The sequence below is a fragment of the Streptomyces sp. NBC_00354 genome (assembly GCF_036106915.1).
GTDB lineage: Bacteria > Actinomycetota > Actinomycetes > Streptomycetales > Streptomycetaceae > Streptomyces.
Genome location: NZ_CP107983.1, coordinates 4365798 through 4390899, shown reverse-complemented (window position 1 = coordinate 4390899; position 25102 = coordinate 4365798). Strand labels below are relative to the sequence as shown.

The 25102-nt window shown below is 69.7% G+C and carries 20 protein-coding genes; 13 read left to right on the top strand and 7 right to left on the bottom strand.

The annotated features are described in order from the left end of the window. Positions 1-2: 2 nt before the first annotated feature. Entirely contained in the window at positions 3-293 is a 291-nt protein-coding gene (gene rpsF, locus OHT74_RS19910; RefSeq protein WP_004950685.1) for a 30S ribosomal protein S6, read from the bottom strand. Positions 294-541: 248 nt separating this feature from the next. Here rpsF and OHT74_RS19905 point away from each other — a divergent pair, with 248 nt between their 5' ends. The 3 genes from OHT74_RS19905 to OHT74_RS19895 all read left to right on the top strand — a co-directional run bounded on the left by OHT74_RS19905 (position 542) and on the right by OHT74_RS19895 (position 3207). Next, complete coding sequence (locus tag OHT74_RS19905; protein ID WP_266665751.1) at positions 542-856, top strand: hypothetical protein; 315 nt, start codon at positions 542-544, stop codon at positions 854-856. Positions 857-987: 131 nt separating this feature from the next. Further along, positions 988-2106 carry a lipid II:glycine glycyltransferase FemX gene (locus OHT74_RS19900; RefSeq protein ID WP_266665750.1) on the top strand — a complete coding sequence of 373 codons (1119 nt, stop codon included), beginning with the start codon at positions 988-990 and terminating at the stop codon, positions 2104-2106. A 69-nt stretch (positions 2107-2175) separates the two neighbouring features. Further along, a complete protein-coding gene (locus tag OHT74_RS19895) occupies positions 2176-3207 on the top strand; it encodes an alanine racemase (RefSeq protein WP_030857746.1) in 1032 nt (343 codons plus the stop codon). 4 nt (positions 3208-3211) lie between these two features. Here OHT74_RS19895 and OHT74_RS19890 read toward each other — a convergent pair whose 3' ends face one another. Both OHT74_RS19890 and OHT74_RS19885 read right to left on the bottom strand, forming a co-directional pair. Next, a complete protein-coding gene (locus tag OHT74_RS19890) occupies positions 3212-4672 on the bottom strand; it encodes a glycosyltransferase family 87 protein (protein WP_266665748.1) in 1461 nt (486 codons plus the stop codon). Positions 4673-4758: 86 nt separating this feature from the next. After that, positions 4759-7341: a transglycosylase domain-containing protein gene (locus tag OHT74_RS19885; RefSeq protein ID WP_328620943.1), complete on the bottom strand. Its 2583-nt coding sequence runs from the start codon at positions 7339-7341 to the stop codon at positions 4759-4761. Positions 7342-7613: 272 nt separating this feature from the next. On the opposite strand from OHT74_RS19885, the gene OHT74_RS19880 reads away from it, so the two are divergent. The 3 genes from OHT74_RS19880 (at position 7614) to OHT74_RS19870 (ending at position 10746) form a co-directional block, all read left to right on the top strand. Continuing rightward, complete coding sequence (locus tag OHT74_RS19880; RefSeq protein ID WP_053785476.1) at positions 7614-8216, top strand: PadR family transcriptional regulator; 603 nt, start codon at positions 7614-7616, stop codon at positions 8214-8216. A 49-nt stretch (positions 8217-8265) separates the two neighbouring features. Beyond that, on the top strand, positions 8266-9348 hold the full coding sequence (locus OHT74_RS19875) for an inositol-3-phosphate synthase (protein WP_266665746.1): 1083 nt from the start codon (positions 8266-8268) through the stop codon (positions 9346-9348). A 105-nt stretch (positions 9349-9453) separates the two neighbouring features. Beyond that, positions 9454-10746 (top strand): MFS transporter, encoded by a 1293-nt coding sequence (locus tag OHT74_RS19870; protein WP_328620942.1) that lies wholly within the window; start codon positions 9454-9456, stop codon positions 10744-10746. 13 nt (positions 10747-10759) lie between these two features. Here OHT74_RS19870 and OHT74_RS19865 read toward each other — a convergent pair whose 3' ends face one another. Then, positions 10760-12202, bottom strand: coding sequence for a CCA tRNA nucleotidyltransferase (locus OHT74_RS19865; protein ID WP_266665744.1), 1443 nt, complete (start codon positions 12200-12202; stop codon positions 10760-10762). A gap of 184 nt (positions 12203-12386) precedes the next feature. Here OHT74_RS19865 and OHT74_RS19860 point away from each other — a divergent pair, with 184 nt between their 5' ends. The 7 genes from OHT74_RS19860 to trxA all read left to right on the top strand — a co-directional run bounded on the left by OHT74_RS19860 (position 12387) and on the right by trxA (position 21985). Beyond that, positions 12387-14654: a DUF6049 family protein gene (locus OHT74_RS19860; RefSeq protein ID WP_266665743.1), complete on the top strand. Its 2268-nt coding sequence runs from the start codon at positions 12387-12389 to the stop codon at positions 14652-14654. A 46-nt stretch (positions 14655-14700) separates the two neighbouring features. Beyond that, positions 14701-16875, top strand: coding sequence for a murein biosynthesis integral membrane protein MurJ (gene murJ, locus OHT74_RS19855; RefSeq protein WP_328620941.1), 2175 nt, complete (start codon positions 14701-14703; stop codon positions 16873-16875). A 118-nt stretch (positions 16876-16993) separates the two neighbouring features. Beyond that, a complete protein-coding gene (locus OHT74_RS19850; RefSeq protein WP_266665741.1) occupies positions 16994-18718 on the top strand; it encodes a protein kinase family protein in 1725 nt (574 codons plus the stop codon). A 139-nt stretch (positions 18719-18857) separates the two neighbouring features. After that, positions 18858-19559 carry an RNA polymerase sigma factor SigM gene (gene sigM, locus OHT74_RS19845; RefSeq protein WP_266665740.1) on the top strand — a complete coding sequence of 234 codons (702 nt, stop codon included), beginning with the start codon at positions 18858-18860 and terminating at the stop codon, positions 19557-19559. Next, on the top strand, positions 19556-20503 hold the full coding sequence (locus OHT74_RS19840) for an anti-sigma factor family protein (protein WP_328620940.1): 948 nt from the start codon (positions 19556-19558) through the stop codon (positions 20501-20503). Before sigM ends, OHT74_RS19840 begins: the two co-directional genes overlap by 4 nt. Before the next feature lie 126 nt (positions 20504-20629). Continuing rightward, complete coding sequence (trxB, locus tag OHT74_RS19835; protein WP_266665738.1) at positions 20630-21589, top strand: thioredoxin-disulfide reductase; 960 nt, start codon at positions 20630-20632, stop codon at positions 21587-21589. A 51-nt stretch (positions 21590-21640) separates the two neighbouring features. Further along, positions 21641-21985 (top strand): thioredoxin, encoded by a 345-nt coding sequence (trxA, locus tag OHT74_RS19830; protein ID WP_266665737.1) that lies wholly within the window; start codon positions 21641-21643, stop codon positions 21983-21985. 65 nt (positions 21986-22050) lie between these two features. Here the strand turns inward: trxA and OHT74_RS19825 are convergent, their stop codons facing one another. From OHT74_RS19825 to OHT74_RS19815, 3 genes are all read right to left on the bottom strand, one after another. After that, on the bottom strand, positions 22051-22668 hold the full coding sequence (locus OHT74_RS19825; protein ID WP_266627574.1) for a GNAT family N-acetyltransferase: 618 nt from the start codon (positions 22666-22668) through the stop codon (positions 22051-22053). Positions 22669-22773: 105 nt separating this feature from the next. Beyond that, complete coding sequence (locus OHT74_RS19820; protein WP_266665736.1) at positions 22774-23868, bottom strand: ParB/RepB/Spo0J family partition protein; 1095 nt, start codon at positions 23866-23868, stop codon at positions 22774-22776. Further along, entirely contained in the window at positions 23865-24950 is a 1086-nt protein-coding gene (locus OHT74_RS19815) for a ParA family protein (RefSeq protein WP_323139574.1), read from the bottom strand. Before OHT74_RS19815 ends, OHT74_RS19820 begins: the two co-directional genes overlap by 4 nt. Between the last annotated feature and the right edge of the window lie 152 nt (positions 24951-25102).

Sequence of the window (25102 nt, the reverse complement as noted above, 5' to 3'; positions counted from 1 at the left end):
GTTCAGTGGGTCTCGGGGCGGAGGACCTTGGTCCGGAGAACCGACTCGTTCAGGTTCATCTGTCGGTCAAGCTCCTTGACGACCGCAGGCTCGGCCTGAAGGTCGATGACCGAGTAGATGCCCTCGGGCTTCTTCTTGATCTCGTAAGCGAGACGACGACGGCCCCAGGTGTCGACCTTCTCGACCTTTCCGTTGCCCTCACGGACGACGGAGAGGAAGTTCTCGATCAGCGGGGAGACAGCGCGCTCCTCGAGATCGGGGTCGAGGATGACCATCACTTCGTAGTGACGCATGTGGAACCCACCTCCTTTGGACTCAGCGGCCACGGTCGTTCCGTGGCAGGAGGGTCGTGATGCGTGCGCACGGCGTCTGTGAGCAGACACCGCGCAGCTGTACAGACTACCTGCTCGACTCCTTCCGGTTGAAATCCGGCGGGAGGAGGCCACACTCTGTATTCATCGGGTGTGCTCGGTGCTATGCCCCCGGCCCCTGCCGGAGGCGCCCCGCGCACCGCTCTGCTTCAGCCAGGAGGTGCCTTCCGATGGCACAGGCAATGCGATCCCAGTCCTCCATCTCGCTCCTCGCGACCGACGGCAAGCCCCATCCGCTGCAGGACACGCTCATGGTGGCCACCGTGGTGCTCGGCGCCGTGGCGTTCGTCACGGGGTTCTTCGACAATCTGCACCTGCTCAGCTCGTGGACCGGGCTCGTCGGCATCCTGACCGGCGCGTACGGACAGTTCATCTCGGAGACGACACGCGAGCGCTTCGCACTGATCATCGGGCTTGGCGCCTCGGCCGTGGGCTTCTACCTCGGCATGGCGCACGGCGGTCTCTTCGGCGGCTGGGCGGGCTGACCGGGGCACCTCGGCGACAGGGCGCCGGCCTCACACCGGCCCGGGCCCGGCCCGTCCCCCAGATGGGTGGCGCCCTTGTCGCAGTAGGCTTCGCGCCATAGCCAGCGAAGCCGCCGGAGGAGACGCCCCGCATGAGCCTGTCCCTGAGGACCATCAGCCGAGAGCAGCATCTGGGATACCTCCAGAGCCTGCCCTCGGCTAGCCACTGCCAGGTCCCGGCGTGGGCCGACGTGAAGAACGAGTGGCGCTCCGAGAACCTCGGTTGGTTCGACCAGAACGACGAACTGGTCGGCGCCGCCCTCGTGTTGTACCGCCAGCTGCCCAAGGTGAAGCGGTACCTCGCCTACCTTCCCGAGGGCCCGGTCATCAACTGGTACGCCCCGAACCTGGAGGAGTGGCTCCAGCCGATGCTGGCCCACCTCAAGCAGCAGGGCGCCTTCACCGTGAAGATGGGCCCGCCCGTCGTCATCCGCCGCTGGAACTCGGCTGCCATCAAGGCCGGTATCCAGGACCCGGACGTGAAGCGCCTGCGCGACGTGGAAGCCTCGGTCATCGAGCCCCGCGCCTTCGAGGTGTCGGACAAGCTGCGCCGCATGGGCTGGCAGCAGGCCGAGGACGGCGGCGCCGGCTTCGGTGACGTCCAGCCCCGCTACGTCTTCCAGGTACCGCTGGCCAACCGCTCGCTGGACGACGTCCTCAAGGGCTTCAACCAGCTGTGGCGCCGCAACATCAAGAAGGCCGAGAAGGCCGGCGTCGAGGTCGTCCAGGGCGGCTACGAAGACCTGCCGGTCTGGCAGGAGCTGTACGAGATCACGGCCGAGCGCGACAAGTTCCGCCCGCGCCCGCTCAGCTACTTCCAGCGCCAGTGGACGGCCCTCAACTCCGAGGACCCGAACCGGATGCGGCTGTACATCGCGAAGCACGAGGGGGAGCCGCTGGCCGCCGCCACGATGCTCACCGTCGGCCAGCACGTCTGGTACTCGTACGGCGCGTCCGCGAACCACAAGCGCGAGGTTCGGCCCTCGAACGCGATGCAGTGGCGCATGCTGCGCGACTCGTACGCACTCGGCGCGAGCGTCTACGACTTGCGCGGCATCAGTGACACGCTGGACGAGAACGACCACCTGTTCGGCCTCATCCAGTTCAAGGTCGGTACGGGCGGCGAGGCCGTCGAGTACGTCGGCGAGTGGGACTTCCCGCTCAACAAGGTGCTGCACAAGGCGCTCGACATCTACATGTCGCGCCGCTGACCTGCTGCCGCATCCCCCACACACCGCACCGCTGCACAGGCAGCTTTTAGAGAGAGGCTCCGGACGGGCATGGCGCTCACGCTCTACGTCGACACCGCGCGCTGGCGTGCGCACCAGAAGCAGATCCAGGACCAGTTCCCCGGGATGATCCCGGTCTGCAAGGGCAACGGCTACGGCTTCGGCCACGAGCGGCTGTGCGAGGAGGCGACCCGGCTGGGCGCCGACGTACTGGCCGTCGGGACCACGTACGAGGCCGCCAGCATCAAGGACTTCTTCGGCGGCGACCTGCTCGTCCTCACCCCGTTCCGGCGGGGCGAGGAGCCGGTGCCGCTGCCGGACCGGGTGATCCGCTCGGTGTCCTCGCTGGACGGGGTCCGCGGCCTGGTCGGCGCCCGCGTGGTGATCGAGTGCATGAGCTCGATGCGCCGCCACGGCATCTCCGAGCAGGACCTGGGCCAGCTGCACGCGGCGATCGAGGACGTGCGGCTGGAGGGCTTCGCCCTGCACCTGCCGCTGGATCGCCCGGACGGCTCGGACGCCGTCGAGGAGGTCATCGGCTGGATGGACCGGCTGCGCGCGGCCCGGCTGCCGCTGCACACCATGTTCGTCAGCCACCTGCGGGCCGAGGAGCTGGCCCGGCTCCAGCAGCAGTTCCCGCAGACCCGCTTCCGGGCGCGGATCGGCACCCGGCTGTGGCTGGGCGATCACGAGGCGACCGAGTACCGCGGCGCCGTCCTGGACGTCACGCGCGTCGCCAAGGGCGACCGGTTCGGCTACCGCCAGCAGAAGGCCGCCTCCGACGGCTGGCTGGTCGTGGTCGCGGGCGGCACCTCGCACGGAGTGGGCCTGGAGGCCCCCAAGGCCCTGCACGGTGTCATGCCGCGCGCCAAGGGCGTGGCCCGGGCCGGTCTGGCCACCGTGAACCGGAACCTGTCGCCGTTCGTGTGGGCGGGCAAGCAGCGCTGGTTCGCGGAGCCCCCGCACATGCAGGTGTCGATCCTGTTCGTGCCCTCGGACGCCCCCGAGCCGAAGGTCGGCGACGAGCTGGTGGCGCACCTGCGCCACACCACGACGCAGTTCGACCGGGTGCTCGACGCCTGACCGGTCAGTCCCTGGGGGGCATGCCCCACTCGACCCGCTGCCCCTGCGAGGGCGCCGCATCCTGCGGCGCCCTCGCGGCGTCCGACAGCGCGAACACGTCCTCGGCCCCGTCCAGGACCCCGCCGGACGGGTCGTCCGACCCGTCGCGGCGTACGGCGTCCCGCTCGGGCATCAGGATGTCGCGCACGACCACCGCACACAGGTAGAGGGTCGCCAGCAGGTGTGCGGTGATCGCCACCTGGTAGCCCTCCACGGGCAGGCCCTGGTGCTTGTCCCCGCTCGTCGTGTAGGCGAGGTACAGCCAGATCCCGAGGAAGTACACGACCTCGCCGGCCTGCCAGATCAGGAAGTCCCGCCAGCGCGGCCGGGCGAGCGCCGCCAGCGGGATGAGCCACAGCACGTACTGCGGCGAGTAGACCTTGTTGGCCAGGATGAAGGCGGCCACGACCAGGAACGCCAGCTGGGCGAAGCGGGGGCGGCGGGGGGCTGTCAGCGTGAGCACTCCGATGCCCGCGCACAGCAGCAGCGTCAGGCCCGTCGCGTACGTGTTGGCGTCGTGCAGGGGGTTCCCGGAGCGCTGGGAGATGAGCAGCCACACGGACCCGAAGTCGATCGGCCGTTCCTGGCTGAACGTGTAGAACTTCTTCCAGCCGTCCCAGGCGAGGAGCATGACCGGCAGGTTCACCACGAGCCAGGAGACGGCCGCGCCGAGGGCGGCGGAGCCGAACGCCCGCCACTTCCCGGCCCGCCAGCACAGTACGAACAGCACACCGAGCAGCAGGACGGGATAGAGCTTGGCCGCGGTGGCCAGGCCGATGAAGACGCCGAAGAGCACGGTCCGGCCGCGGGACCACATGAGCATTCCTGCGGCGGTCAGGGCGATGGCCAGCAGGTCCCAGTTGATCGTCGCGGTGAGCGCGTAGGCGGGCGCGAGGGCGAAGAGCAGCGCGTCCCAGGGCCGGCGGCGGTGGGTGCGCGCGACGCACACGGCGATGACCGCGGCGCAGGCCATCAGCATCCCCGCGTTGACCATCCAGTACATCTGCTCGCGGTGCTGCATGGAGCCGCCGCCGGGGGTCAGCCAGGAGGCGACCTCCATGAAGAGCCCGGTGAGCACCGGGTACTCCAGGTACTCCATGTCGCCGGGGAGCCGGTCGAAGTAGGGCGTGAGACCGTCGGCGAAGCCGCGTACGGCGAAGAGGTGTGGGATGTCGGAGTAGCAGGCGTGGGTGTACTGCGAGCCGGCTCCGCGGAACCACGCCCAGTCGTAGCAGGGCAGCTTCTGCACCATGCCGAGCGCGAACAGCCCGAGCGCGACGAGGACCACGACGCGCACCGGGGTCAGCCAGTGGCCGCCCAGCCGGGCGTAGCGGCCCATCGGGCCGCCGATGAACTCGCTGCCGGCCGCGGCGACCTCGTCCTGCTGCGTGGGCAGTACGGGCCGTTCCTCGTGCACCTTGGTCATGCGCTCATCCTGCCGTACGGGGCCGGACATGCGGGAGGGCCGCCGCACCGTGTGCGACGGCCCTCGTCGGACCAGGGGGGACGGGGTCAGCCCGAGGTCCCCACCGTGGTCCCCCAGCTGGTGCCGCCCGGGCGGCCCGGTTTGCCCGATGGCGTCGGCGACGGTGATCCGCTGGATCCGCCGGCGCCGCCGTTGGTGCTGCCGCTGTTGGTGCCACCGCCGGTGTCCGGGATGCAGTACAGCTCCCACGGCTTGCAGGACGGCTTGCCGCCCTTCGACGGGGTCGGGGAGACCGGCGGCGAGGAGCTCGCCGACGGCGAGGGCATCGACGGGGACGGCGACGGGGAGAAGGAGGGGCTCGGCGAGGGGGCGCCGGAGGCGTCCGCGGTGACGCCGATCTTGTCGGCCTCCGGGAACTCCTTGACCGGGGTGCCCTTGAGGGCTTCCTTCATGTACTCGGTCCAGATCGCGGCCGGGATGTCGCCACCGTGGATGGAGTCGACGCCGCCCACACCGTTCATGGAGATCAGCTTCTTGTCCGCCGAGTTCGGGTCGGTGCGGAACAGGGCGACCGAGGTGGACAGCTCCGGGGTGTAGCCGACGAACCAGGCCGACTTGTTCTGGTCGGTGGTTCCGGTCTTGCCGGCGGCGGGCCGGTTGAAGCCGAGCTTCCTGACCTTGGTGCCGGTGCCGTTCTCGATGACGTTCTGCAGGACCTTGGTGACGTTGTCGGCGATGGCGTTGTCCATCGCCCTCTGCTCCTTGGGGGCCCCGAAGCCGGGCAGCTCCTTGCCGTCCTTTTCGACACGGGTCACGGAGAACGGGTCGCGGTGCGTACCGGAGGCGGCGAAGGTGGCGTAGGAGTCGGCCATGCGGATGGCGCTCGGGGTCGAGGTGCCGAGGGCGAACGAGGCGTCGTTGTTCGGGTTCATCGAGTCCTTGAGGATGCCCGTGGACTCGGCGATCTCCCTGACCTTGGTGTGGCCGACGTCGAAGACGAGCTGCGCGAACGGCACGTTGATGGACTTCTCCATCGCCTCGTTGAGGGTGACGTATCCGTAGGGGTAGGTGCTCTCGTTCTTCTGCTTGAACGGCTTGCCGGACGCGTCCCGCAGCGGCTTTCCGTCGCGGTTGTTGATCACCGTCAGGTCGTTCGCGTTGTACTTGCTGTCGGCCGAGATGCCCCGGCCGTTCGAGTTCTGGGTGCCGTACTGCATCGCGGCCGCCAGGACGTACGGCTTCCAGGTCGATCCGACCGGGACACCGAGGGTGTCGGCGTTGTTGCTGAAGTACTTCTTGTCCATGCCCGGGCCGCCGTACAGGGCCACGATCGCCCCGGTCTTCACGTCCACCGAAGCGGCGCCGAACTGGACGAAGGTGTCGTACTCGGGCCGGGCCTTCTCGTCCAGGAAGTCGTTGCGGGTGTCCTCGACGGCCTTGGCCAGCGCGTCCACCCTCGGCTTCTGGAAGGTGGTCCTGATCTGGTAGCCGCCGCGGGCCATCTCGTCGGGCGTGATGCCGGTGACCTTCATCACGTACTTCTTGGCCGTGTCGACCAGGTAGCCGGTCTGGCCGGACAGGCCGCGGGCCTGCTCGGAGTCGACGAGCTTGGGGAACTCCTTGAACTGGTCGCGGTCGGCCTTCGGCATCCGCTTCACCGCGACCTCGCGGTCCAGGACCCAGGCCCAGCGCTCCTTGGCCCGCTCGGTGTTCTTCTCGGGGGTGGCCGCGGCGCCGATGCCGCCGTCCGGGTTGTAGAGGTTGGGGCCCTTGAGCACGGAGGCGAGGAAGGCGCTCTCGGAGGGCGTGAGGTCCACGCAGTCCTTGCCGAAGTAGGCCCGCGCGGCCGCCTGGATGCCGTAGGCGTCCCGGCCGTAGTAGGCGGTGTTGAGGTAGCCCGCGAGGATCGTGTCCTTCTCCTCGGACACGCCCAGCTTTATCGAGATGAAGAGCTCGGTGACCTTGCGCTTGAGCGTCTGGTCGGAGTCCAGGTACGTGTTCTTCACGTACTGCTGGGTGATGGTCGAGCCACCCTGGGTGGAGCCGCCCTTGGCCATGTTCCACACGGCTCGGGCGACGCCCATCGGGTCGACGCCCTTGTCCGTCTCGAACGACTCGTTCTCGGCGGCGATCACGGCGTTCTGCATCGACTTGGGGATCCTGTCGATGGGCACGATCTGCCGGTTCATCGAACCGCCGGTGGCCACCATCTGGGTGCCGTCTTGCCAGAAGAAGACGTTGTTCTGCGCCTGGGCCGCCTTGTTCGCGTCGGGCGTGTTCACCGACGCGATGCCGATGCCGGCCCCTGCCGTGATGATCGCGAAGAAGCCGAGGGCGGTGCCGCAGACCAGCTTCCACGACGGCACGAAGCGCTGCCAGCCCGCCTTGTCGGAGCGCGGGTAGTTGATCAGCCGCTTGTCCGGGCGGCCCGGCCCGCGGCCTGCCGGGCCTGCGGCGCGTCCGCGGCCTCCGGATCCACGGGGGGCGGCCCGGCGTGCCCCGGCACGGCTGCCGTGGCCGGGCGGCTCTGCGTACGGTCCGCTGGGTGACGCCGTGGGGACGTCACGTGCGGGCCCGGCGCCCCGGCCAGGGCGCTGCTGGGCGGCCCGGCGGGCCGCGGCACGACCGCCACCCTCGGGCTGCGGCGGTTTGCGGCGGTGCTCGCTCATCGAACGACTACTCCTCGGGCAGGCGAGTGGCCTGGAAGCGGCAGGTGAATTCCGGTTCCCCCCGTTGTCATGGCCCACAGACTACGCACGCCCAAAACCCGAACAGTGCCGAAGTTCACCCCAAATCAGGCAACTCGCCTGGTACGAATTGGTGATGTGACGCCGGTCACCACATCACCCCTTGTCGCCGAAGACGGCCCGTTCTATCGTCTGGATGTATCGAGCCGATACATCAGCTCGGTATAAAACTCAGGGACGAAGGAGGCAGGCGGATGAGCAGGCGCTCAGGCATCCTCGAGTTCGCCGTCCTCGGCCTCCTTCGCGAATCCCCCATGCACGGGTACGAGCTCCGCAAGCGGCTCAACACCTCGCTGGGGGTGTTCCGGGCGTTCAGCTACGGAACGCTCTACCCCTGCCTCAAGACGTTGGTCGCCAACGGCTGGTTGATCGAGGAACCGGGCAACGCCCCGGAAGACGCTCTCGCCACTTCACTCGCAGGGCGCCGAGCCAAGATCGTCTACCGGTTGACGGCGGCAGGTAAGGAGCACTTCGAGGAGCTCCTGGCCCACACGGGCCCCGATGCCTGGGAGGACGAGTCCTTCGCCGCCCGCTTCGCCTTCTTCGGTCAGACCGAGCGGGAAGTGCGCATGCGGGTCTTGGAGGGCCGTCGCAGCCGGCTCGAGGAGCGCTTGGAGAAGATGCGCGCCTCACTGGCCCGTACGCGGGAGCGCCTCGACGACTACACGCTTGAGCTGCAGCGGCACGGAATGGAGTCCGTGGAGCGCGAAGTGCGCTGGCTGAACGAGCTCATCGAGAGTGAGCGGGCGGGACGGGATCAGAGACGGCCCGGTCCGCCCGACGAAACTGCAAAGTGAGGCCTGCATCTCGCAGGCCTCGTCCGAGAACAAACAGGGAGCAACCGGAATGGGTTCGGTTCGCGTAGCCATCGTCGGCGTGGGCAACTGCGCCGCCTCGCTGGTGCAGGGCGTCGAGTACTACAAGGACGCCGACCCGGCGGCCAAGGTCCCCGGTCTGATGCACGTCCAGTTCGGCGACTACCACGTGCGTGACATCGAGTTCGTCGCCGCGTTCGACGTCGACGCGAAGAAGGTCGGCCTCGACCTTTCGGACGCCATCGGCGCCAGCGAGAACAACACGATCAAGATCTGCGACGTCCCCAACAAGGGCGTGACCGTGCAGCGCGGCCACACCCTGGACGGCCTGGGCAAGTACTACCGCCTGACGATCGAGGAGTCCGCCGAGACCCCGGTCGACGTGGTCCAGATCCTCAAGGACCGCGAGGTCGACGTCCTGATCTGCTACCTGCCCGTCGGCTCCGAGGCCGCGGCGAAGTTCTACGCCCAGTGCGCCATCGACGCCAAGGTCGCCTTCGTCAACGCCCTCCCGGTCTTCATCGCCGGCACCAAGGAGTGGGCGGACAAGTTCACCGAGGCCGGTGTCCCGATCGTCGGCGACGACATCAAGTCGCAGGTCGGCGCCACCATCACGCACCGCGTGATGGCGAAGCTGTTCGAGGACCGCGGTGTCCGTCTCGAGCGCACCATGCAGCTCAACGTCGGCGGCAACATGGACTTCAAGAACATGCTCGAGCGCGACCGCCTCGAGTCGAAGAAGATCTCCAAGACGCAGGCCGTCACCTCGCAGATCCCCGACCGTGAACTCGGCGAGAAGAACGTCCACATCGGCCCGTCCGACTACGTCGCGTGGCTCGACGACCGCAAGTGGGCCTACGTCCGCCTCGAAGGCCGCGCCTTCGGCGACGTCCCGCTGAACCTCGAGTACAAGCTCGAGGTGTGGGACTCCCCGAACTCCGCCGGTGTCATCATCGACGCCCTGCGCGCCGCGAAGATCGCCAAGGACCGCGGTATCGGCGGCCCGATCCTGTCGGCCTCGAGCTACTTCATGAAGTCCCCGCCGGTGCAGTACTTCGACGACGAGGCCCTGGTCAACGTCGAGAAGTTCATCAAGGGCGAGGTCGAGCGCTAAGTCGCACTCCAAGGGTCTTCGGACACCTGGTCTTCGACTGTTCTTCCGCGGAGGGTCCCCGGGCAATGTGCCCGGGGACCCTCCGCGTATGTGACCCTTGCCCTCATGCCTGTCGTACGTGATCTGCGCGTACTCCTGCGCCTGAGGGACTTCCGCAACCTGCTCGCCGTACGGCTGCTTTCCCAGGCGGCGGACGGCGTGTACCAGGTGGCGCTCGCCACGTACGTGGTGTTCTCCCCGGAGAAGCAGACCTCGCCCGCAGCCATCGCCTCGGCCATGGCGGTACTGCTGCTGCCCTACTCGGTGATCGGCCCCTTCGCCGGAGTGCTGCTCGACCGCTGGCGGCGCCGGCAGGTCTTCCTCTACGGCAACCTGCTGCGGGCATTCCTCGCGTGCGGCACCGGCGTGCTGATCGTCGCGCACGTCCCCGACTGGCTCTTCTACGCCTCAGCCCTCTCGGTGACCGCCGTCAACCGCTTCGTCCTGGCCGGGCTGGCCGCCTCCCTGCCCCACGTCGTCGACCCCGCCCAGCTGGTCACCGCCAATTCGCTCTCACCCACTGCGGGGACGCTCGCGGCAGTCGCCGGTGGCGGGCTCGCCTTCCTCGTCCAGCTGCTGGCCTCCGACTCCAACGCCGTGGTGGTGCTGCTCGGCGCCGCGCTCTACCTGTGCGCGGCCCTGCTCTCGCTGCGTCTGGCCGTGGGGCTGCTCGGACCGGACCACCCTGCCGGAAGGGACCACCCGTCGGTCGCCGAGGGGGTCGCCCTCACCGTCCGCGGCATGGCCGAAGGGCTGCGGCACCTGGCCTCCCGGCGCGAGGCGGCCCAGACGCTCACCGCCATGACCCTGATGCGCTTCTGCTACGGGGCCCTGTTCGTGATGCTGCTCATGCTCTGCCGCTACTCCTGGTCGGACACGGAGTCCGCCGGCCTCGCGCTGCTGGGCATCGCGGTCGGCGTCTCAGGGGCCGGGTTCTTCACGGCCGCCGTCGTCACCCCCTGGCTGGTGGGCCGGCTGGGCACCCGCGGCTGGATCACGGCCTGCTCCGCCGGGGCTGCCGTCCTGGTGCCCCCGCTCGGCCTGTTCTTCAAGCCCGGACCGATGCTGGTCGCAGCCTTCGCACTCGGCCTCGCCACCCAAGGCGCCAAGATCTCCACCGACACGGCCATCCAGTCCCATGTGGACGACGACTACCGCGGCCGCGTGTTCTCCGTCTACGACGTGCTGTTCAACATCGCGTTCGTGAGTGCGGCCGCCGTGGCCGCCCTCATGCTCCCCCCGGACGGGCAGTCCGTCGCGCTGATCGTGAGCGTGGCCGTCCTCTACGCGCTGACGGCGCTCCACCTGAAGCGGCAGGGCGATGTTTCACGTGAAACATCGCCCCGCTCGGACGCGTGATGCGCCGGCCGCATCAGGCCTGTGCGGCCCACCACTCCTTGAGGGCGGTCACCGCGGCGTCGCGCTCCATGGGGCCGTTCTCCAGCCGCAGCTCCAGCAGGAACGCGTAGGCCTTGCCGATCACCGGGCCGGGGCCGACACCCAGCACCTGCATGATCTCGTTGCCGTCCAGGTCGGGCCGGATGGCGTTGAGCTCCTCCTGCTCCTGCAGCTGCGCAATGCGCTCCTCCAGACCGTCATAGGTGCGGGAGAGGGCATTGGCCTTGCGCTTGTTGCGGGTGGTGCAGTCGGACCGGGTCAGCTTGTGCAGGCGCTCGAGCAGCGGGCCGGCGTCGCGGACGTAGCGCCGCACCGCGGAGTCGGTCCACTCGCCGTCCCCGTAGCCGTGGAAGCGCAGGTGCAGCTCCACCAGCCGGGACACGTCCTTGACCATGTCGTTGGAGTACTTCAGCGCGGTCATGCGCTTCTTGGTCATCTTCGCGCCCACCACCTCGTGGTGGTGGAAGGAGACCCGGCCGTCGCTCTCGAACCGGCGGGTGCGCGGCTTGCCGATGTCGTGGAGCAGGGCCGCCAGCCGCAGCACCAGGTCCGGGCCGTCCTGCTCGAGCGCCATCGCCTGCTCCAGCACGATCAGCGAGTGGTCGTAGACGTCCTTGTGCCGGTGGTGCTCGTCACTCTCCAGCCGCAGGGCGGGCAGCTCGGGCAGCACGTGGTCGGCCAGCCCGGTGTCCACGAGCAGACCCAGGCCCTTGCGGGGGTACGCGGACAGCAGCAGCTTGTTCAGCTCGCCCTGCACCCGCTCCGCCGAGACGATCTCGATCCGGTCGGACATCGACTGCATCGCCGCCACGACCTCTGGGGCGACCTCGAAGTCGAGCTGAGCGGCGAAGCGCGCCGCCCGCAGCATCCGCAGCGGGTCGTCGGAGAAGGAGTCCTCCGGCGTGCCGGGAGTGCGCAGAACGCCCGCCTGGAGGTCTTCCAGGCCGCCGTGCGGGTCCACGAACTCCTTCTCCGGCAGCGCGACCGCCATCGCGTTCACCGTGAAGTCGCGGCGGACCAGGTCCTCCTCGATCGAGTCGCCGTAGGAAACCTCCGGCTTGCGCGAGGTGCGGTCGTACGACTCCGAGCGGTACGTGGTCACCTCGATCTGGAAGCCGTCTTTCTGCGCCCCGACGGTGCCGAAGGCGATGCCGACGTCCCACACCGAGTCGGCCCACGGCCGGACGATCTTCAGGACGTCCCCGGGGAGGGCGTCGGTGGTGAAGTCGAGGTCGTTGCCGAGACGCCCGAGCAGCGCATCGCGTACGGACCCGCCGACCAGGGCGAGGCTGAATCCCGCCTCGTGGAACCGGCGGCCGAGCTCGTCGGCGACAGGGGCGACCCGCAGCAGTTCACTGACCGCGCGGTGCTGCACCTGACTCAGGGCACTGGGGTTGTCTTCATTGGCGTTCGGCACAACAGAAAAGGGTACGTGCCCGGCCCGGCGAGGGCTTCCCAGTTTGCGGCCGCCCCGGCCTGCGGTGCCGCCGGGGCGGCCACGATCATGTGGAGCAAGGCGCGGCACGCGCGCACAGCGCGTCTCGTTACCATGCGTGGACGCACATAAGACGACCACTGACACTTCGAGGGACGGGCAGCGCGTGGCCGAGGCGGCAGACATCCAGGGGACACCCCCCGCACCTGCCCGGCGCCGCTGGCTGCGGCGGGCAGTCGTTCTGCTGGCCGGGACCCCCGTGCTCGCCGCTCTGGTCTACTCGCCCGCCCCCCAGACCGCCCAGGCCGCCGAGGCGGGTGCCGTCGACGTGCAGCTGGACGGGATGGCCCCCGCGGCCCCGGTCAAGGGAGACACGCTCACCATCTCCGGCAGCGTGGTCAACAACGGCCGCGAGACGATCACCGGCGCGCACGTGGGCCTGCGGGTCGGGCCCGCCCTGGGCGACCGGGCCTCCATCGACGAGGCCGCGGAACGCGCCGGGTTCCGGGCCGGCACGGATCCGGGGGAGATCGATCCGGCCTATGCCGTGAAGATCCCCTCGCTGCCGTCCAAGGTCAAGCAGGACTTCACCCTCACCATCCCGGTGAACAAGCTGGAGCTGGACAAGGACGGCGTCTACCAGCTCGGCGTCTCGCTGTCAGGCGAGACCGAGAGCCGCCAGTACGAGCAGGTGCTCGGTATCAAGCGGACCTTCCTGCCCTGGCAGCCGGAGGCTGCCTCCAAGCGCTCCCAGCTCACCTACGTGTGGCCACTGATCTCCGGCACGCACCTGACGGCGGAGACGGGCTCGGACGAGCTCCAGACCCCCGTCTTCCTCGACGACTCGCTCGCCGAGGAGCTCAAGTCCGGCGGGCGCCTCCAGCAGATGGTCGCCCTCGGCAAGGACCTGCCGGTCACCTGGGTCATCGACCCCGATCTGCTCTACACGGTCGACGCGATGACCAAGGGCTACCGGTTCCGCACGCCGGACGGGCGGATCGTCCAGGGCAAGAACAAGGCCGTCGCCGAGCAGTGGCTGAGCTCCCTGGAAGCCGCGGTCCAGGGCAAGAAGATCGTGGCGCTGCCGTTCGCCGATCCGGACATCGCCTCCCTCGCCCATCAGGGCAAAGACGTCTCGGGCACCTTGGGCCAGCTGCGGCCGGCCACCGACAAGGCGAAGCAGGCCGTGGAGACGGTGCTGCACGTCTCCCCGTCCACCGACTTCTCCTGGCCCGTGGACGGTGCCATCGACCCGTCGATCGTCAACGTGGCCACCTCGGCGGGCGCTCACAACGTCCTCACGCGCAGCGACAGCCTCCAGGAGACCGGCGCCCTGGGCTACACCCCCTCGGCCGCCCGTCCCATCGGCGCGGGCACCACGGCCGTCGTCGCGGACGCCGATCTCTCCACCGCCTTCCAGGGCGACATGCTGGGCGCCGGGAACTCCACCCTGGCCGTGCAGCGCTTCCTCGCGCAGAGCCTCGCCCTGAACCTGCAGAAGACCGACAACCAGCGCAGCTTCGTCGTCACCCCGCAGCGGATGCCCTCCTCCAGCCAGGTGCAGACGATGGCAGCCGCCCTGCGGGGTCTGCAGGCGGGCCGCTGGACCCAGCCGGCCGACCTCGAGGCCGCGGCCGCCGCCAAGCCCGACCCGGGCGTCAACACCCAGGTCCCCGGCGCTGGCCAGTACCCCGATGCGCTGCGCAAGACGGAGCTTCCGGTCTCCGCCTTCGAGAAGATCCGCACGACCCAGAACACCCTGGACCACTTCAAGGTGATCCTCACCGCGCCCGACCGCGTGGAGATCCCCTTCGGGAACACCACCAACCGCGAGATGTCCACCTCCTGGCGGGGCCGCCCCGAGGAGGGCCGGCTCTACCGGGACCAGGTGCAGGAGTACCTGATCGGCCTCACCGAGAAGGTCAAGGTCGTCCCCAAGTCCGACGCCACCCTGTCCGGACACAGCGCGACCATCCCGGTCAGCGTCCAGAACAGCCTCGTCCAGGACGTCCACAACCTGGTCCTGCGGGTGAAGTCGGCCAACCCGACCCGCCTGATGTTCGGCGACAGCGGCCAGGCCGAGCAGGAAGTGACCGTCACGGGCGGACACAGCCAGACGGTGAAGTTCACGGCCAACGCCACCGCGAGCGGCCCCGTCGAGGTCACCGCGCAGCTCTTCACCACGGACGGCGTGCCGTACGGCAAGCAGCGCAAGTTCACCGTCGAGGCCACCGAGATCACTCCCACAGTGATGCTCGTCATCGCCGGCGGCGTCCTGCTCCTCGTCCTGGCTGGCATCAAGATGTACGCCAGCCGCAAGCGCGTAGCGGCCCGGGCGGCCGCCGAGGAGAGCACGCAGCCGAGTGACGAGACTCCGGACACCGGACCGCAAAGCACCGGGCCGTCCGGCACGGGTGAGACAGTGGACCGTTGAGCGATGCCGTGGCCGGTCGGCCTGGGGACGATGAGGTGGGGTTTCGATGAACGCGCCGTACGACGGTGACCGCGCGCAGGGCACTGGTGGGCCCGCGCCCTCCCAGGGCACTGCCCCGGGCACCCCGGTGCCCGGGCAGGTTCCCGTGCCTGCGCCCGCGCCGGACCGCGACCCGTATGTCCAGGACGCCTACGACCACGACCCCTACCGGTCGCAGGACCTGTCGGCCCAGGATCCCGTCGCCGAGGTCCTGTACGACCGGGCCTCGCATCCGCCGCCGCCGCCCGGCACCTACCAGGAGCCCGGCCCGCTCTACGCGGCGCCGCAGGCCCCTGTGTACGCCCCCGACCCGCAGGTCTGGGCGCAGACCCCGCCGCCCGAGCCGGACGGGCCCTCCCGGCACCTGCCCTACGGCGACCACGCCACGACCACCCAGTTCGTCGGAGTGGATTCCCTGGTCACCAAGGCGGCGGACGAGCAGCCCGAGCCCGACGCCTTCGCGCACCTCTACCGGGACCAGCAGGGGGCTCCCGGCACCCCGGCCGAGGACCCCCCCGTCGCCGCCCCGGCACCGAGCAAGCCCGCCAGCCGCGCCTCCAGCCTGCTCAAGTCCAGCGCCCTCATGGCCGCCGGCACGATCGTCTCCCGCATCACCGGCTTCCTGCGGACCCTCGTCATCGCCGGTGCCATCGGCGTCGGCACGTTCAACGACACGTACCAGATCGCCAACACCCTGCCGACGATGATCTACGTGCTGGTCGGCGGCGGCGCCCTCAACGCCGTCTTCATCCCGCAGCTGGTGCGGGCCATGAAGCAGGACGACGACGGAGGCGAGGCGTACGCCAACCGCCTCCTGACCCTCGTCGTGGTCCTGCTGGCCGCCATCACCACCATCTGCGTGCTCGCCGCACCGGTGTTCATCACGATGATGTCGCCAAAGCTCGCCTCAGACCCCCAGCAGATGGACGTCGCGGTCGCCTTCGCCCGCTACTGCCTGCCGACCATGTTCTTCATGGGCATCCACGTGGTCCTCGGCCAGATCCTCAACGCACGCGGCCGGTTCGGCGCGATGATGTGGACCCCCGTCCTCAACAACATCGTCGTCATCGCCACGTTCGGGGCCTTCATCTGGGCCTTCGGCGGTTTCACCACCTCCGGTGTCAGTGCCACCACCGTCACGGCCGACGGCGTCCGCCTGCTCGGCCTCGGCACCCTCCTGGGCCTCACCGTCCAGGCGCTCGCGATGCTGCCCTACCTGCGCGACGCCGGCTTCAAGCCGCGTCTGCGCTTCGACTGGCGGGGCCACGGCCTCGGCAAGGCCGCCCGCCTGGCCAAGTGGACGTTCTTCTTCGTCCTCGCCAACCAGATCGGCCTCGTCGTCGTGACCCAGCTCGCGACCTGGGCCGGATCCGTCGCCGAGAAGCAGGGCCACCCGGGCACCGGCATCACCGCCTACAACTACGCGCTGCTGCTGTGGCAGATGCCGCAGGCCATCATCACCGTCTCCGTCATGACGGCCGTCCTGCCCCGTATTTCCCGCTCCGCCCACGACGGGGACGCCGCCGCCGTCCGCGACGACATCTCGTACGGGCTGCGCACCTCGGCCGTCGCGATCGTGCCGTGCGCCTTCGCGTTCCTCGCCCTCGGCGTCCCCATGGCCACGCTCCTGTACGCCGGTTCCGGTTCCGGCGCCCAGAACATCGGCTACGTCCTGATGGCCTTCGGCCTCGGACTCATCCCGTACTCCGTCCAGTACGTCGTCCTGCGCGGGTTCTACGCCTACGAGGACACCCGGACCCCCTTCTACAACACGGTCATCGTCGCCACCGTCAACGCGGCCGTCTCCACCGCCGCGTTCTTCGTGCTCCCCGCACGCTGGGCCGTCGTCGGCATGGCGGCCGCCTACGGCCTCGGCTACACCGTCGGCGTCGGCGTCGCCTGGCGTCGCCTGCGCAACCGACTGGGCGGCGACCTCGACGGCGCCCACGTGATGCGCACCTACGCCCGCCTCACCGGCGCCTGCGTCCCCGCGGCCGCCGTGGCCGGTGCGGCCGCCTACGCTGTCACCCAGTGGCTCGGCAGCGGAGTCACCGGTTCCCTCGCCGCGTTGGCCGCCGGCGGTGTCGCGCTGGCCGTCGTCTTCCTCGTGGCTGCCAAGAGGATGCGCATCGAAGAGCTCAACGCCATGGTCGGAATGGTTCGCGGACGCATGGGGCGCTGAATGCGCACAACCGTCGGACCCCTTCGCGTGTCGTGCATAGCGCCGGACTGTGGGCACAATTGGCATGGCTTCGCAGACTGGCCGACAGCGCGTAACGGATGGGGAGGCAGGAACGACGGTGGCGGAACGTAGCACGGCTGCCGTCGACGTGGCCGACAACGGCGGCGACGAGCCGCCGGCCGCAGATGCGGCGAAGGCCATGGCCGACGGGGTGGACACCCAGAACGGACGAGCCGCGGACGGACGCATGCCCGAAAAGGACGGCGAACGCAGAAAAGCGGCCCCTGCTGCCGCCCCCGAACTCCACAGCGGCCACAAGCTCGCCAGGCGCTACCGCCTCGAAGAGTGCGTCACCCGTCTGGACGGATTCAGCAGCTGGCGTGCGATGGACGAGAAGCTGCGCCGGGCCGTGGGCGTCCATCTGCTGCCTGCCGACCACCCGCGGGCCCGCGCCGTCCTGGCCGCAGCCCGCTCCTCCGCGCTGCTCGGCGACCCCCGGTTCGTCCACGTCCTCGACGCCGTGGAGGAGAACGACCTCGTCTACGTCGTCCACGAGTGGCTGCCCGACGCCACCGAGCTGACCGCGCTCCTCGCCGCGGGCCCCCTGGAGCCCCACGAGGCCTACCAGCTCGTCACCCAGGTCTCCCAGGCCATGGCCGCCGCGCACCGCGAGGGCCTGGCCCACCTGCGCCTGACGCCCAGCGCCATACTCCGCACCTCCACGGGCCAGTACCGGATCCGGGGGCTCGCCGTGAACGCCGCCCTGCGCGGCATCACCAGCGACACCCCGCAGCGTGCGGACACCGAGGCCATCGGCGCACTCCTGTACGCCGCCCTGACCCAGCGCTGGCCGTACGAGGTCGACGCCTACGGCCTCACCGGCCTGCCCAAGGGCGTCGGCCTGATCGCCCCCGACCAGGTCCGCGCCGGGGTGCACCGGGGGCTGGGTGAGCTCGCCATGCGCGCCCTCGCCAACGACGGGGCCACCGCTTCCCGTCAGGAGCCCGCCTGCACCACCCCGGAGGAGCTGGCCAAGGCCGTCGCCGCGATGCCCCGCATCCGGCCGCCGGAGCCCGCTTTCACCCCGCCTCCCGAGTACCAGCACACCACCTACCAGCAGGGCAGCTACGGCCGGCCCATGCCGCCCGGTGCGCCCACGGCCCCGACCCGCGCTGTCCCGCCTCCACCGCCCCCGCTGCAGAGCCGTACCGGCCGGGTCATCAAGTGGGGTGTCGCGGCCCTGCTGATCGCCGCCCTCGGCCTGGGCAGCTGGCAGCTCGCCGACACCCTGCTGGGACGCAACAACGCCGGTTCCGGCGGCAACGGCAGCAACCAGACGCAGCCGAAGAACAACGACACCCCGCAGCAGCCCGACCCCGGCAAGAGCCTGGCGATCAAGCACGCTTCGGTCCTCGGGAACTCCGTGAAGCCGGAAACCGCTGACAAGACCATCGACGGAGACCCCGCACCCGGGTGGATCACTCCCCGGTACGTGAACTACGCCAAGTTCGGGAACCTGGAAACGGCAAACGACGGCAGCGGCATCATCGTCGACCTGGGCTCGGTGCAGAACGTCTCCGGGATCGACGTCGACATGTGGGTCGCCGGTCAGACGGCCGAGGTCCTCGCCGCGCCCCCGGAGGCCGCCAACCCAGGCTCCGTCTCCGCCTTCACCCAGCCGATCGTCAAACTGGGGCGCACGGAGGGCAAGCTTCAGACGACGTTGGACGCCCCCATCCGCACCCGCTACGTGCTGATCCACATCACCGAACTGCCCTCGGAGGGCACCGGCGGCTACCGCGGCGGCATCAACGAGATCAAGGTGCTCGGCCAGGCCGGCTGAGCCACCCGCACAGCCGACGGAGCCACGGTGCGGCCGGGGAGGCATCCCCCGCCGCACCGTGGCTCCCGGCGTATGAACCGGCCCCTCGTGCGCGGACCGCACAGGCTCTACGCTCCATCCCGGGAAGAAGCGAGGTGTGATGCACTCAGCAACGGGAGACGACCGGAGCGACCGGGAACTGCTGGCGCTGCATGTCTCCGGTGATCCCGACGCCTTCGGGGAGCTCGTACGGCGGCACCGCGACCGGCTGTGGGCCGTGGCCCTGCGCACGCTCGGCGACCGCGAGGAGGCCGCCGACGCCGTGCAGGACGCCCTCGTCTCCGCCTACCGGGCCGCCCACACCTTCCGCGGGGAATCGGCCGTCACGACCTGGCTGCACCGCATCACCGTCAACGCCTGCCTCGACCGGGCCCGCAAGGCGGCCTCCCGCAGGACCGCGCCCCTCGACGACACAGAGCGCCTGGAGCGCCTCCTGGAGCCCCACGAGTCCGCCGAGGCGCCTGCGGAGCGCCAGGAGCTCCACCGGCAGCTCCTGGCCGCCCTCGGCACGCTCCCGGCCGAGCAGCGGGCGGTCCTCGTCCTCGTCGACATGCAGGGATACCCCGTCGCCGAGGCCGCACGTATCCTCGACGTCCCCACCGGCACGGTGAAGAGCCGGTGCGCGCGCGGCCGGGCGAAACTCCTCCCGATGCTCACTCATCTGCGCTCGAATGCCGGGGATAACACCGCCGCCGAGCGGGGAAGGAACCGGACGCCGGGGACACCCGTCCCACCAGCGGCAGACCCCAGTCAGCCAGCCCCAGACGCAGACACGGTGAAGGGCGGAGGTGGACGAACGTGACTCCCACAACCGGCACGATCCGGCACCCTGACGTCTCGGAGATCTCCGACCTGACCGAAGGGCTCCTGTCCCCGGTCCGGACCGCCGAGGTACTTCGACATCTGGGCGACTGCCCGCTGTGCGCCGACGTCCACGCCTCCCTGGAGGAGATCCGGGCGCTCCTCGGCACCCTGCCGGGGCCTCCGCGGATGCCCTCCGACATCGCCGGGCGCATCGACGCGGCCCTCGCCGCCGAGGCCCTCCTCGACTCCACGACGCCCAGAGCCGGGGCCGTCCCGGCCTCCGGACCCGGCACGCCGAGCGATGTTTCACGTGAAACATCGCCTGCCGCACCCGTCGGTCCGGGCACCCTGCGGCCGGCCGGGCACCCGGCCGGAGCAACCGGCCCCGGGCGCCGCCGCGCCCGCCGCCGGATCGCCGTCATCGCAGGCCTGGCCGGAGCGGCTGCCTGCGCCCTCGGCATCTTCCTTGCGGGCAACCTGCTCGGAACCGGCTCTCCGGACACCGCCGCCCGCAAATCGGGCACGAGCGCGGCCGCCGAGGCCCCCGCCGACGGTACGTACACCGCGCAGGGCCTCCAGGACAGCGTCCGACGGCTCCTGGTCCCCGAACAGGGCGCCAAGACCGCCCCGCAGGGGGAACAGCCGAACAACACGTACGGGTTGGAGAACACCACTCCCTCACCGGGGCTGGTCCCCGGCGACCGCAACCGCACGGAAGCCTCGTCCGTCCCGCCCTGTGTCCAGGGCGCCACCGGTCGCCCCGACACCCCGCTCGCCGCCGAACGGGGCAGCTACGAGGGCACCGAGGTCTACCTCCTCGTCCTACCGCACCCTGGCAACTCTGCCCGTGTGGACGCCTACCTCGTGGGTACCGAGTGCACGAACACCCCGTCTGCCGACCCCAGCAAACCATTGCTGACCAGGACATACCCACGAAGCTGACACCTTCGGGCCCGCGAGGGAACGGGCCGGGAATGCATGCGCCGTAGGATCCGTTGGGTGGGGTGAGACAACACACCGGCCCCTCAGGCAAGCAGCGTGCAGTCCACAGAGACGAGGAAGAAACCCGTGAGCGACGTACGAAACGTGATCATCATCGGTTCCGGGCCGGCCGGCTACACCGCCGCCCTGTACACCGCACGCGCTTCGCTCAAGCCGCTGGTCTTCGAAGGCGCCGTCACCGCCGGTGGCGCGCTGATGAACACCACCGAGGTCGAGAACTTCCCCGGCTTCCAGGACGGCATCATGGGCCCGGACCTCATGGACAACATGCGCGGCCAGGCCGAGCGCTTCGGCGCCGAGCTCGTCCCCGACGACATCGTGTCCGTTGATCTCACCGGTGAGATCAAGACCGTCACCGACACCGCCGGCACCGTGCACCGCGCCAAGGCCGTGATCGTCACCACTGGCTCCCAGCACCGCAAGCTGGGACTGCCCAACGAGGACGCCCTCTCCGGCCGCGGTGTCTCCTGGTGCGCCACCTGCGACGGATTCTTCTTCAAGGACCAGGACATCGCCGTCGTCGGCGGCGGCGACACCGCGATCGAGGAAGCAACCTTCCTCTCCCGGTTCGCCAAGTCCGTCACCATCGTGCACCGCCGCGACAGCCTGCGCGCCTCCAAGGCCATGCAGGACCGCGCCTTCGCCGACCCGAAGATCAAGTTCGCCTGGGACAGTGAGGTCGCCGAGATCCACGGCGAGCAGAAGCTCTCCGGTCTCACCCTCCGCAACACCAAGACCAGTGAGACCTTCGAGCTCCCCGTGACGGGCCTCTTCATCGCCGTCGGCCACGACCCGCGGACCGAACTGTTCAAGGACCAGCTGGAGCTCGACGAGGACGGCTACCTCAAGGTCGACGCCCCCTCGACGCGCACCAACCTCACCGGCGTGTTCGGCGCCGGCGACGTCGTGGACCACACGTACCGTCAGGCCATCACCGCCGCGGGCACCGGCTGCTCCGCGGCCCTCGACGCCGAGCGCTTCCTCGCCGCCCTCGCGGACGCCGAGAAGGCGCACGCGACGGTCTGACCCCCACGCACACCCCCCACCCCACACCGCAGCAAGAATTAGGAGGCCGCAGTGGCCGGCACCCTCAAGACCGTGACCGACGCAAGCTTCGACGCAGACGTTCTGGCCAGCGATAAGCCCGTCCTGGTGGACTTCTGGGCCGAATGGTGCGGCCCGTGCCGCCAGATCGCCCCGTCCCTGGAGGCCATCGCGGCCGAGTACGGCGACGAGATCGAGATCGTCAAGCTCAACATCGACCAGAACCCGGCCACGGCCGCCAAGTACGGCGTCATGTCCATCCCGACCCTGAACGTCTACCAGGGCGGCGAGGTCGTCAAGACCATCGTCGGCGCCAAGCCGAAGGCCGCCATCCTGCGTGACCTCGACGGCTTCGTGACCATCAAGCCGGCCGTCTGAAGCGTCTGAGCAACCCGGTCACGTGAAACGGGGCCGCCCCTTCGAGGGGCGGCCCCGTTCGCGCATCACAGCGGGCGCAGCGCGGGCTCCTTCCGCGCCGCACCGAGCAGCCGGTCCAGCGCGAGCTCCACGTCTTCCTTCCACGAGAGCGTCGAGCGCATCTCCAGCCGCAGCCGCGGGTGCACGGGATGCGGCCGCACCGTCTTGAAGCCCACGGCCAGCAGGTGGTCCGCAGGCAGCAGGCAAGCCGGGCCCTCCCACCGCGCGTCACCGAAGGCCTCGATCGCCCGGAAACCGCGTCGCAGCAGATCCTTGGCCACCGTCTGGACCATCACCCGCCCCAGGCCCTGGCCCTGATAACCCGGCATGATCCACGCGGTGATCAGCTGCACCGCATCCGGCGACACCGGACTCGTCGGAAAGGACGCGGCCCGCGGTACGTACGCCGGCGGCGCGTACAGCACGAATCCCACCGGGACGTCGTCCACGTAGACCACACGACCGCACGAACCCCACTCCAGCAGGACGGCGGAGATCCACGCCTCCTTCTCCAGCGCCGGAGTCCCCGCCTTCACGGCGGCCTCGCCGCTCACCGGATCCAACTCCCAGAACACACAGGACCGGCAACGCCGAGGCAGGTCCTGAAGGTTGTCCAGCGTGAGTGGTACCAACCGACGCCCCATGAGCGCATCGTATCCACTGCCCGAATCAGGAGAAACCGCTACAAGGCAAAGGGGCGGACCGCGCCGGTTCGCACCGGCACGACCCGCCCCTCGGCGGCCGGGGACTCACTCCCCGGACAGACCCTGCTCCAGCACCCGGCCCTCGCCCGGCGCCAGCGTCCCCAGAATCCGCTCCAGATCCTCCATCGAGGCGAACTCGACGGTGATCTTGCCCTTCTTCTGGCCCAGATCCACCTTCACGCGCGTCTCGAACCGGTCCGACAGCCGGGTCGCCAGCTCGCTGAGCGCCGGAGCCACCCGGGCGCCCGCCCGCGGACCCTTCGGCTTCACGGCTCCGGAGGGCTCCGAGCCCATCAGCGACACGATCTCCTCGACCGCACGCACCGACAGACCCTCGGCCACGATCCGGTGTGCCAGCCGGTCCTGGACCTCGGACTCCTCCACCGACAGCAGCGCCCGTGCATGCCCCGCAGAGAGCACGCCCGCGGCCACGCGGCGCTGCACCGGCGGCGACAGCCTCAGCAGACGCAGCGTGTTCGACACCTGCGGGCGCGAGCGCCCGATACGGTCCGCCAGCTGGTCGTGCGTGCAGTTGAAGTCCTGGAGCAGCTGGTCGTACGCAGCCGCCTCCTCCAGCGGGTTCAGCTGCGCCCGGTGCAGGTTCTCGAGCAGTGCGTCCAGCAGCAGCTTCTCGTCGTCCGTCGCCCGGATGATCGCCGGAATGCGCTCCAGCCCGGCCTCCCGGCAAGCCCGCCAACGGCGCTCACCCATGATGAGCTCGTAGCGGCCGGGAGCTGACTGCCGCACCACCACCGGCTGAAGCAGACCCACCTCCTGGATGGAGGTCACCAGCTCCGCCAGCGCGTCCTCATCGAAGACCTCACGGGGCTGCCGCGGGTTCGGCGTGATCGCGTCCATCGGGAGCTCGGCAAACGTCGCCCCGGCGACCACATTGGCCTCGGGCTCCACTGCCTCCGGCTCATCCGCCACCGCGACCGCGACCGCCGATGTTTCACGTGAAACATCCGCCTGCGCCAGCGCAGCCAGCTTCGCCGCCGCGATCCCGCGCTCCGATGTCATGACCGGCACCGCTGACGGGGACGTCGACCCGGCACCGATCACCGGCGGCGTCTTCTCCTGCGGAGCTGCGGGGATCAGCGCTCCGAGCCCCCGTCCCAGACCCCTACGTCGCTCACTCACTGGATCCCCTCCGCCACACTCTGCGTGCTGTTCATGCCCGCGCCCAGATGGGCGTGCTGGGCGTCGTACGAAATTCCGGCCCCTCGCAGCGCGATCTCACGCGCCGCTTCCAGGTAGGAGAGAGAACCGCTGGAACCCGGATCGTAAGTGAGCACCGTCTGGCCGTAGCTCGGCGCCTCCGAAATACGCACCGACCGCGGGATGCTCGTGCGCAGCACCTCCTTGCCGAAGTGGGTGCGCACCTCCTCCGCCACCTGCGAAGCCAGCCGGGTCCTGCCGTCGTACATCGTCAGCAGGATCGTCGAGACATGCAGCGTGGGGTTCAGGTGGGCCCGCACCAGGTCGACGTTGCGCAGCAGCTGGCCCAATCCCTCCAGCGCGTAGTACTCGCACTGGATCGGGATCAGCACCTCGGCGCCGGCCACCAGTGCGTTCACCGTCAGCAGCCCCAGCGAGGGCGGGCAGTCGATGAGGATGTAGTCGAGCGGCTGCTCGTACGCCTGGATGGCCCGCTGCAGCCGGCTCTCCCGGGCCACCAGCGACACCAGCTCAATCTCCGCACCCGCCAGGTCGATCGTGGCCGGAGCGCAGAAGAGCCCCTCCACGTCCACCACCGGTTGGACGACCTCCAGCAGCGGACGGCTGTCCACGAGCACGTCGTAGATCGAGGGCACATCCGCATGGTGGTCGATACCCAGCGCCGTGGAGGCGTTGCCCTGGGGGTCGAGGTCGACCACCAGGACCCGCGCACCGTGCAGAGCCAACGAGGCCGCCAGGTTCACGGTCGTCGTGGTCTTGCCCACGCCGCCCTTCTGGTTGGCGACCACGATGACCCGCGTCTGCTCCGGGCGGGGCAGCCCCTCGCCGGCGCGCCCCAGCGCCTCGACCGCCAGCTGGGCGGCACGGCCGATGGGCGTGTCGTTGTCTACAAGGGGCGACGATGTTTCACGTGAAACATCCTCGCCCGCCGATTCAGAGCGGGGACCGGGGACCGGATCGGCCATCGGCCCCGCGAGGTTGGCGTCGGACCGCACGGTGTCACTCTCCTCGACATCAGGCTCGCGATGGACAGAGCCTGCCATGGCATCGGGGTCGCGAACCAGCGGGGCCCGTACTCCTGTGGATGAATCCACCGATGTGGACAACTCCGTCCCCCCTTTGTTCTTGCGATCGCGAGGGGACGCAGCCGCACGGCCGCGGCTGATGATTCCGTGCAGCAGAGAGCGACGTTTCA

Coding starts and splice junctions, on each gene's coding strand:
- OHT74_RS19890 (WP_266665748.1), bottom strand. CDS start 4,672: ATGACCAAGGTGCACGAGGAACGGCCCGTACTGCCCACGCAGCAGGAC.
- rpsF (WP_004950685.1), bottom strand. CDS start 293: ATGCGTCACTACGAAGTGATGGTCATCCTCGACCCCGATCTCGAGGAG.
- OHT74_RS19815 (WP_323139574.1), bottom strand. CDS start 24,950: ATGGCAGGCTCTGTCCATCGCGAGCCTGATGTCGAGGAGAGTGACACC.
- OHT74_RS19870 (WP_328620942.1), top strand. CDS start 9,454: ATGCCTGTCGTACGTGATCTGCGCGTACTCCTGCGCCTGAGGGACTTC.
- sigM (WP_266665740.1), top strand. CDS start 18,858: ATGCACTCAGCAACGGGAGACGACCGGAGCGACCGGGAACTGCTGGCG.
- OHT74_RS19880 (WP_053785476.1), top strand. CDS start 7,614: ATGAGCAGGCGCTCAGGCATCCTCGAGTTCGCCGTCCTCGGCCTCCTT.
- OHT74_RS19905 (WP_266665751.1), top strand. CDS start 542: ATGGCACAGGCAATGCGATCCCAGTCCTCCATCTCGCTCCTCGCGACC.
- murJ (WP_328620941.1), top strand. CDS start 14,701: ATGAACGCGCCGTACGACGGTGACCGCGCGCAGGGCACTGGTGGGCCC.
- OHT74_RS19895 (WP_030857746.1), top strand. CDS start 2,176: ATGGCGCTCACGCTCTACGTCGACACCGCGCGCTGGCGTGCGCACCAG.
- OHT74_RS19885 (WP_328620943.1), bottom strand. CDS start 7,341: ATGAGCGAGCACCGCCGCAAACCGCCGCAGCCCGAGGGTGGCGGTCGT.
- OHT74_RS19875 (WP_266665746.1), top strand. CDS start 8,266: ATGGGTTCGGTTCGCGTAGCCATCGTCGGCGTGGGCAACTGCGCCGCC.
- OHT74_RS19900 (WP_266665750.1), top strand. CDS start 988: ATGAGCCTGTCCCTGAGGACCATCAGCCGAGAGCAGCATCTGGGATAC.
- OHT74_RS19825 (WP_266627574.1), bottom strand. CDS start 22,668: ATGGGGCGTCGGTTGGTACCACTCACGCTGGACAACCTTCAGGACCTG.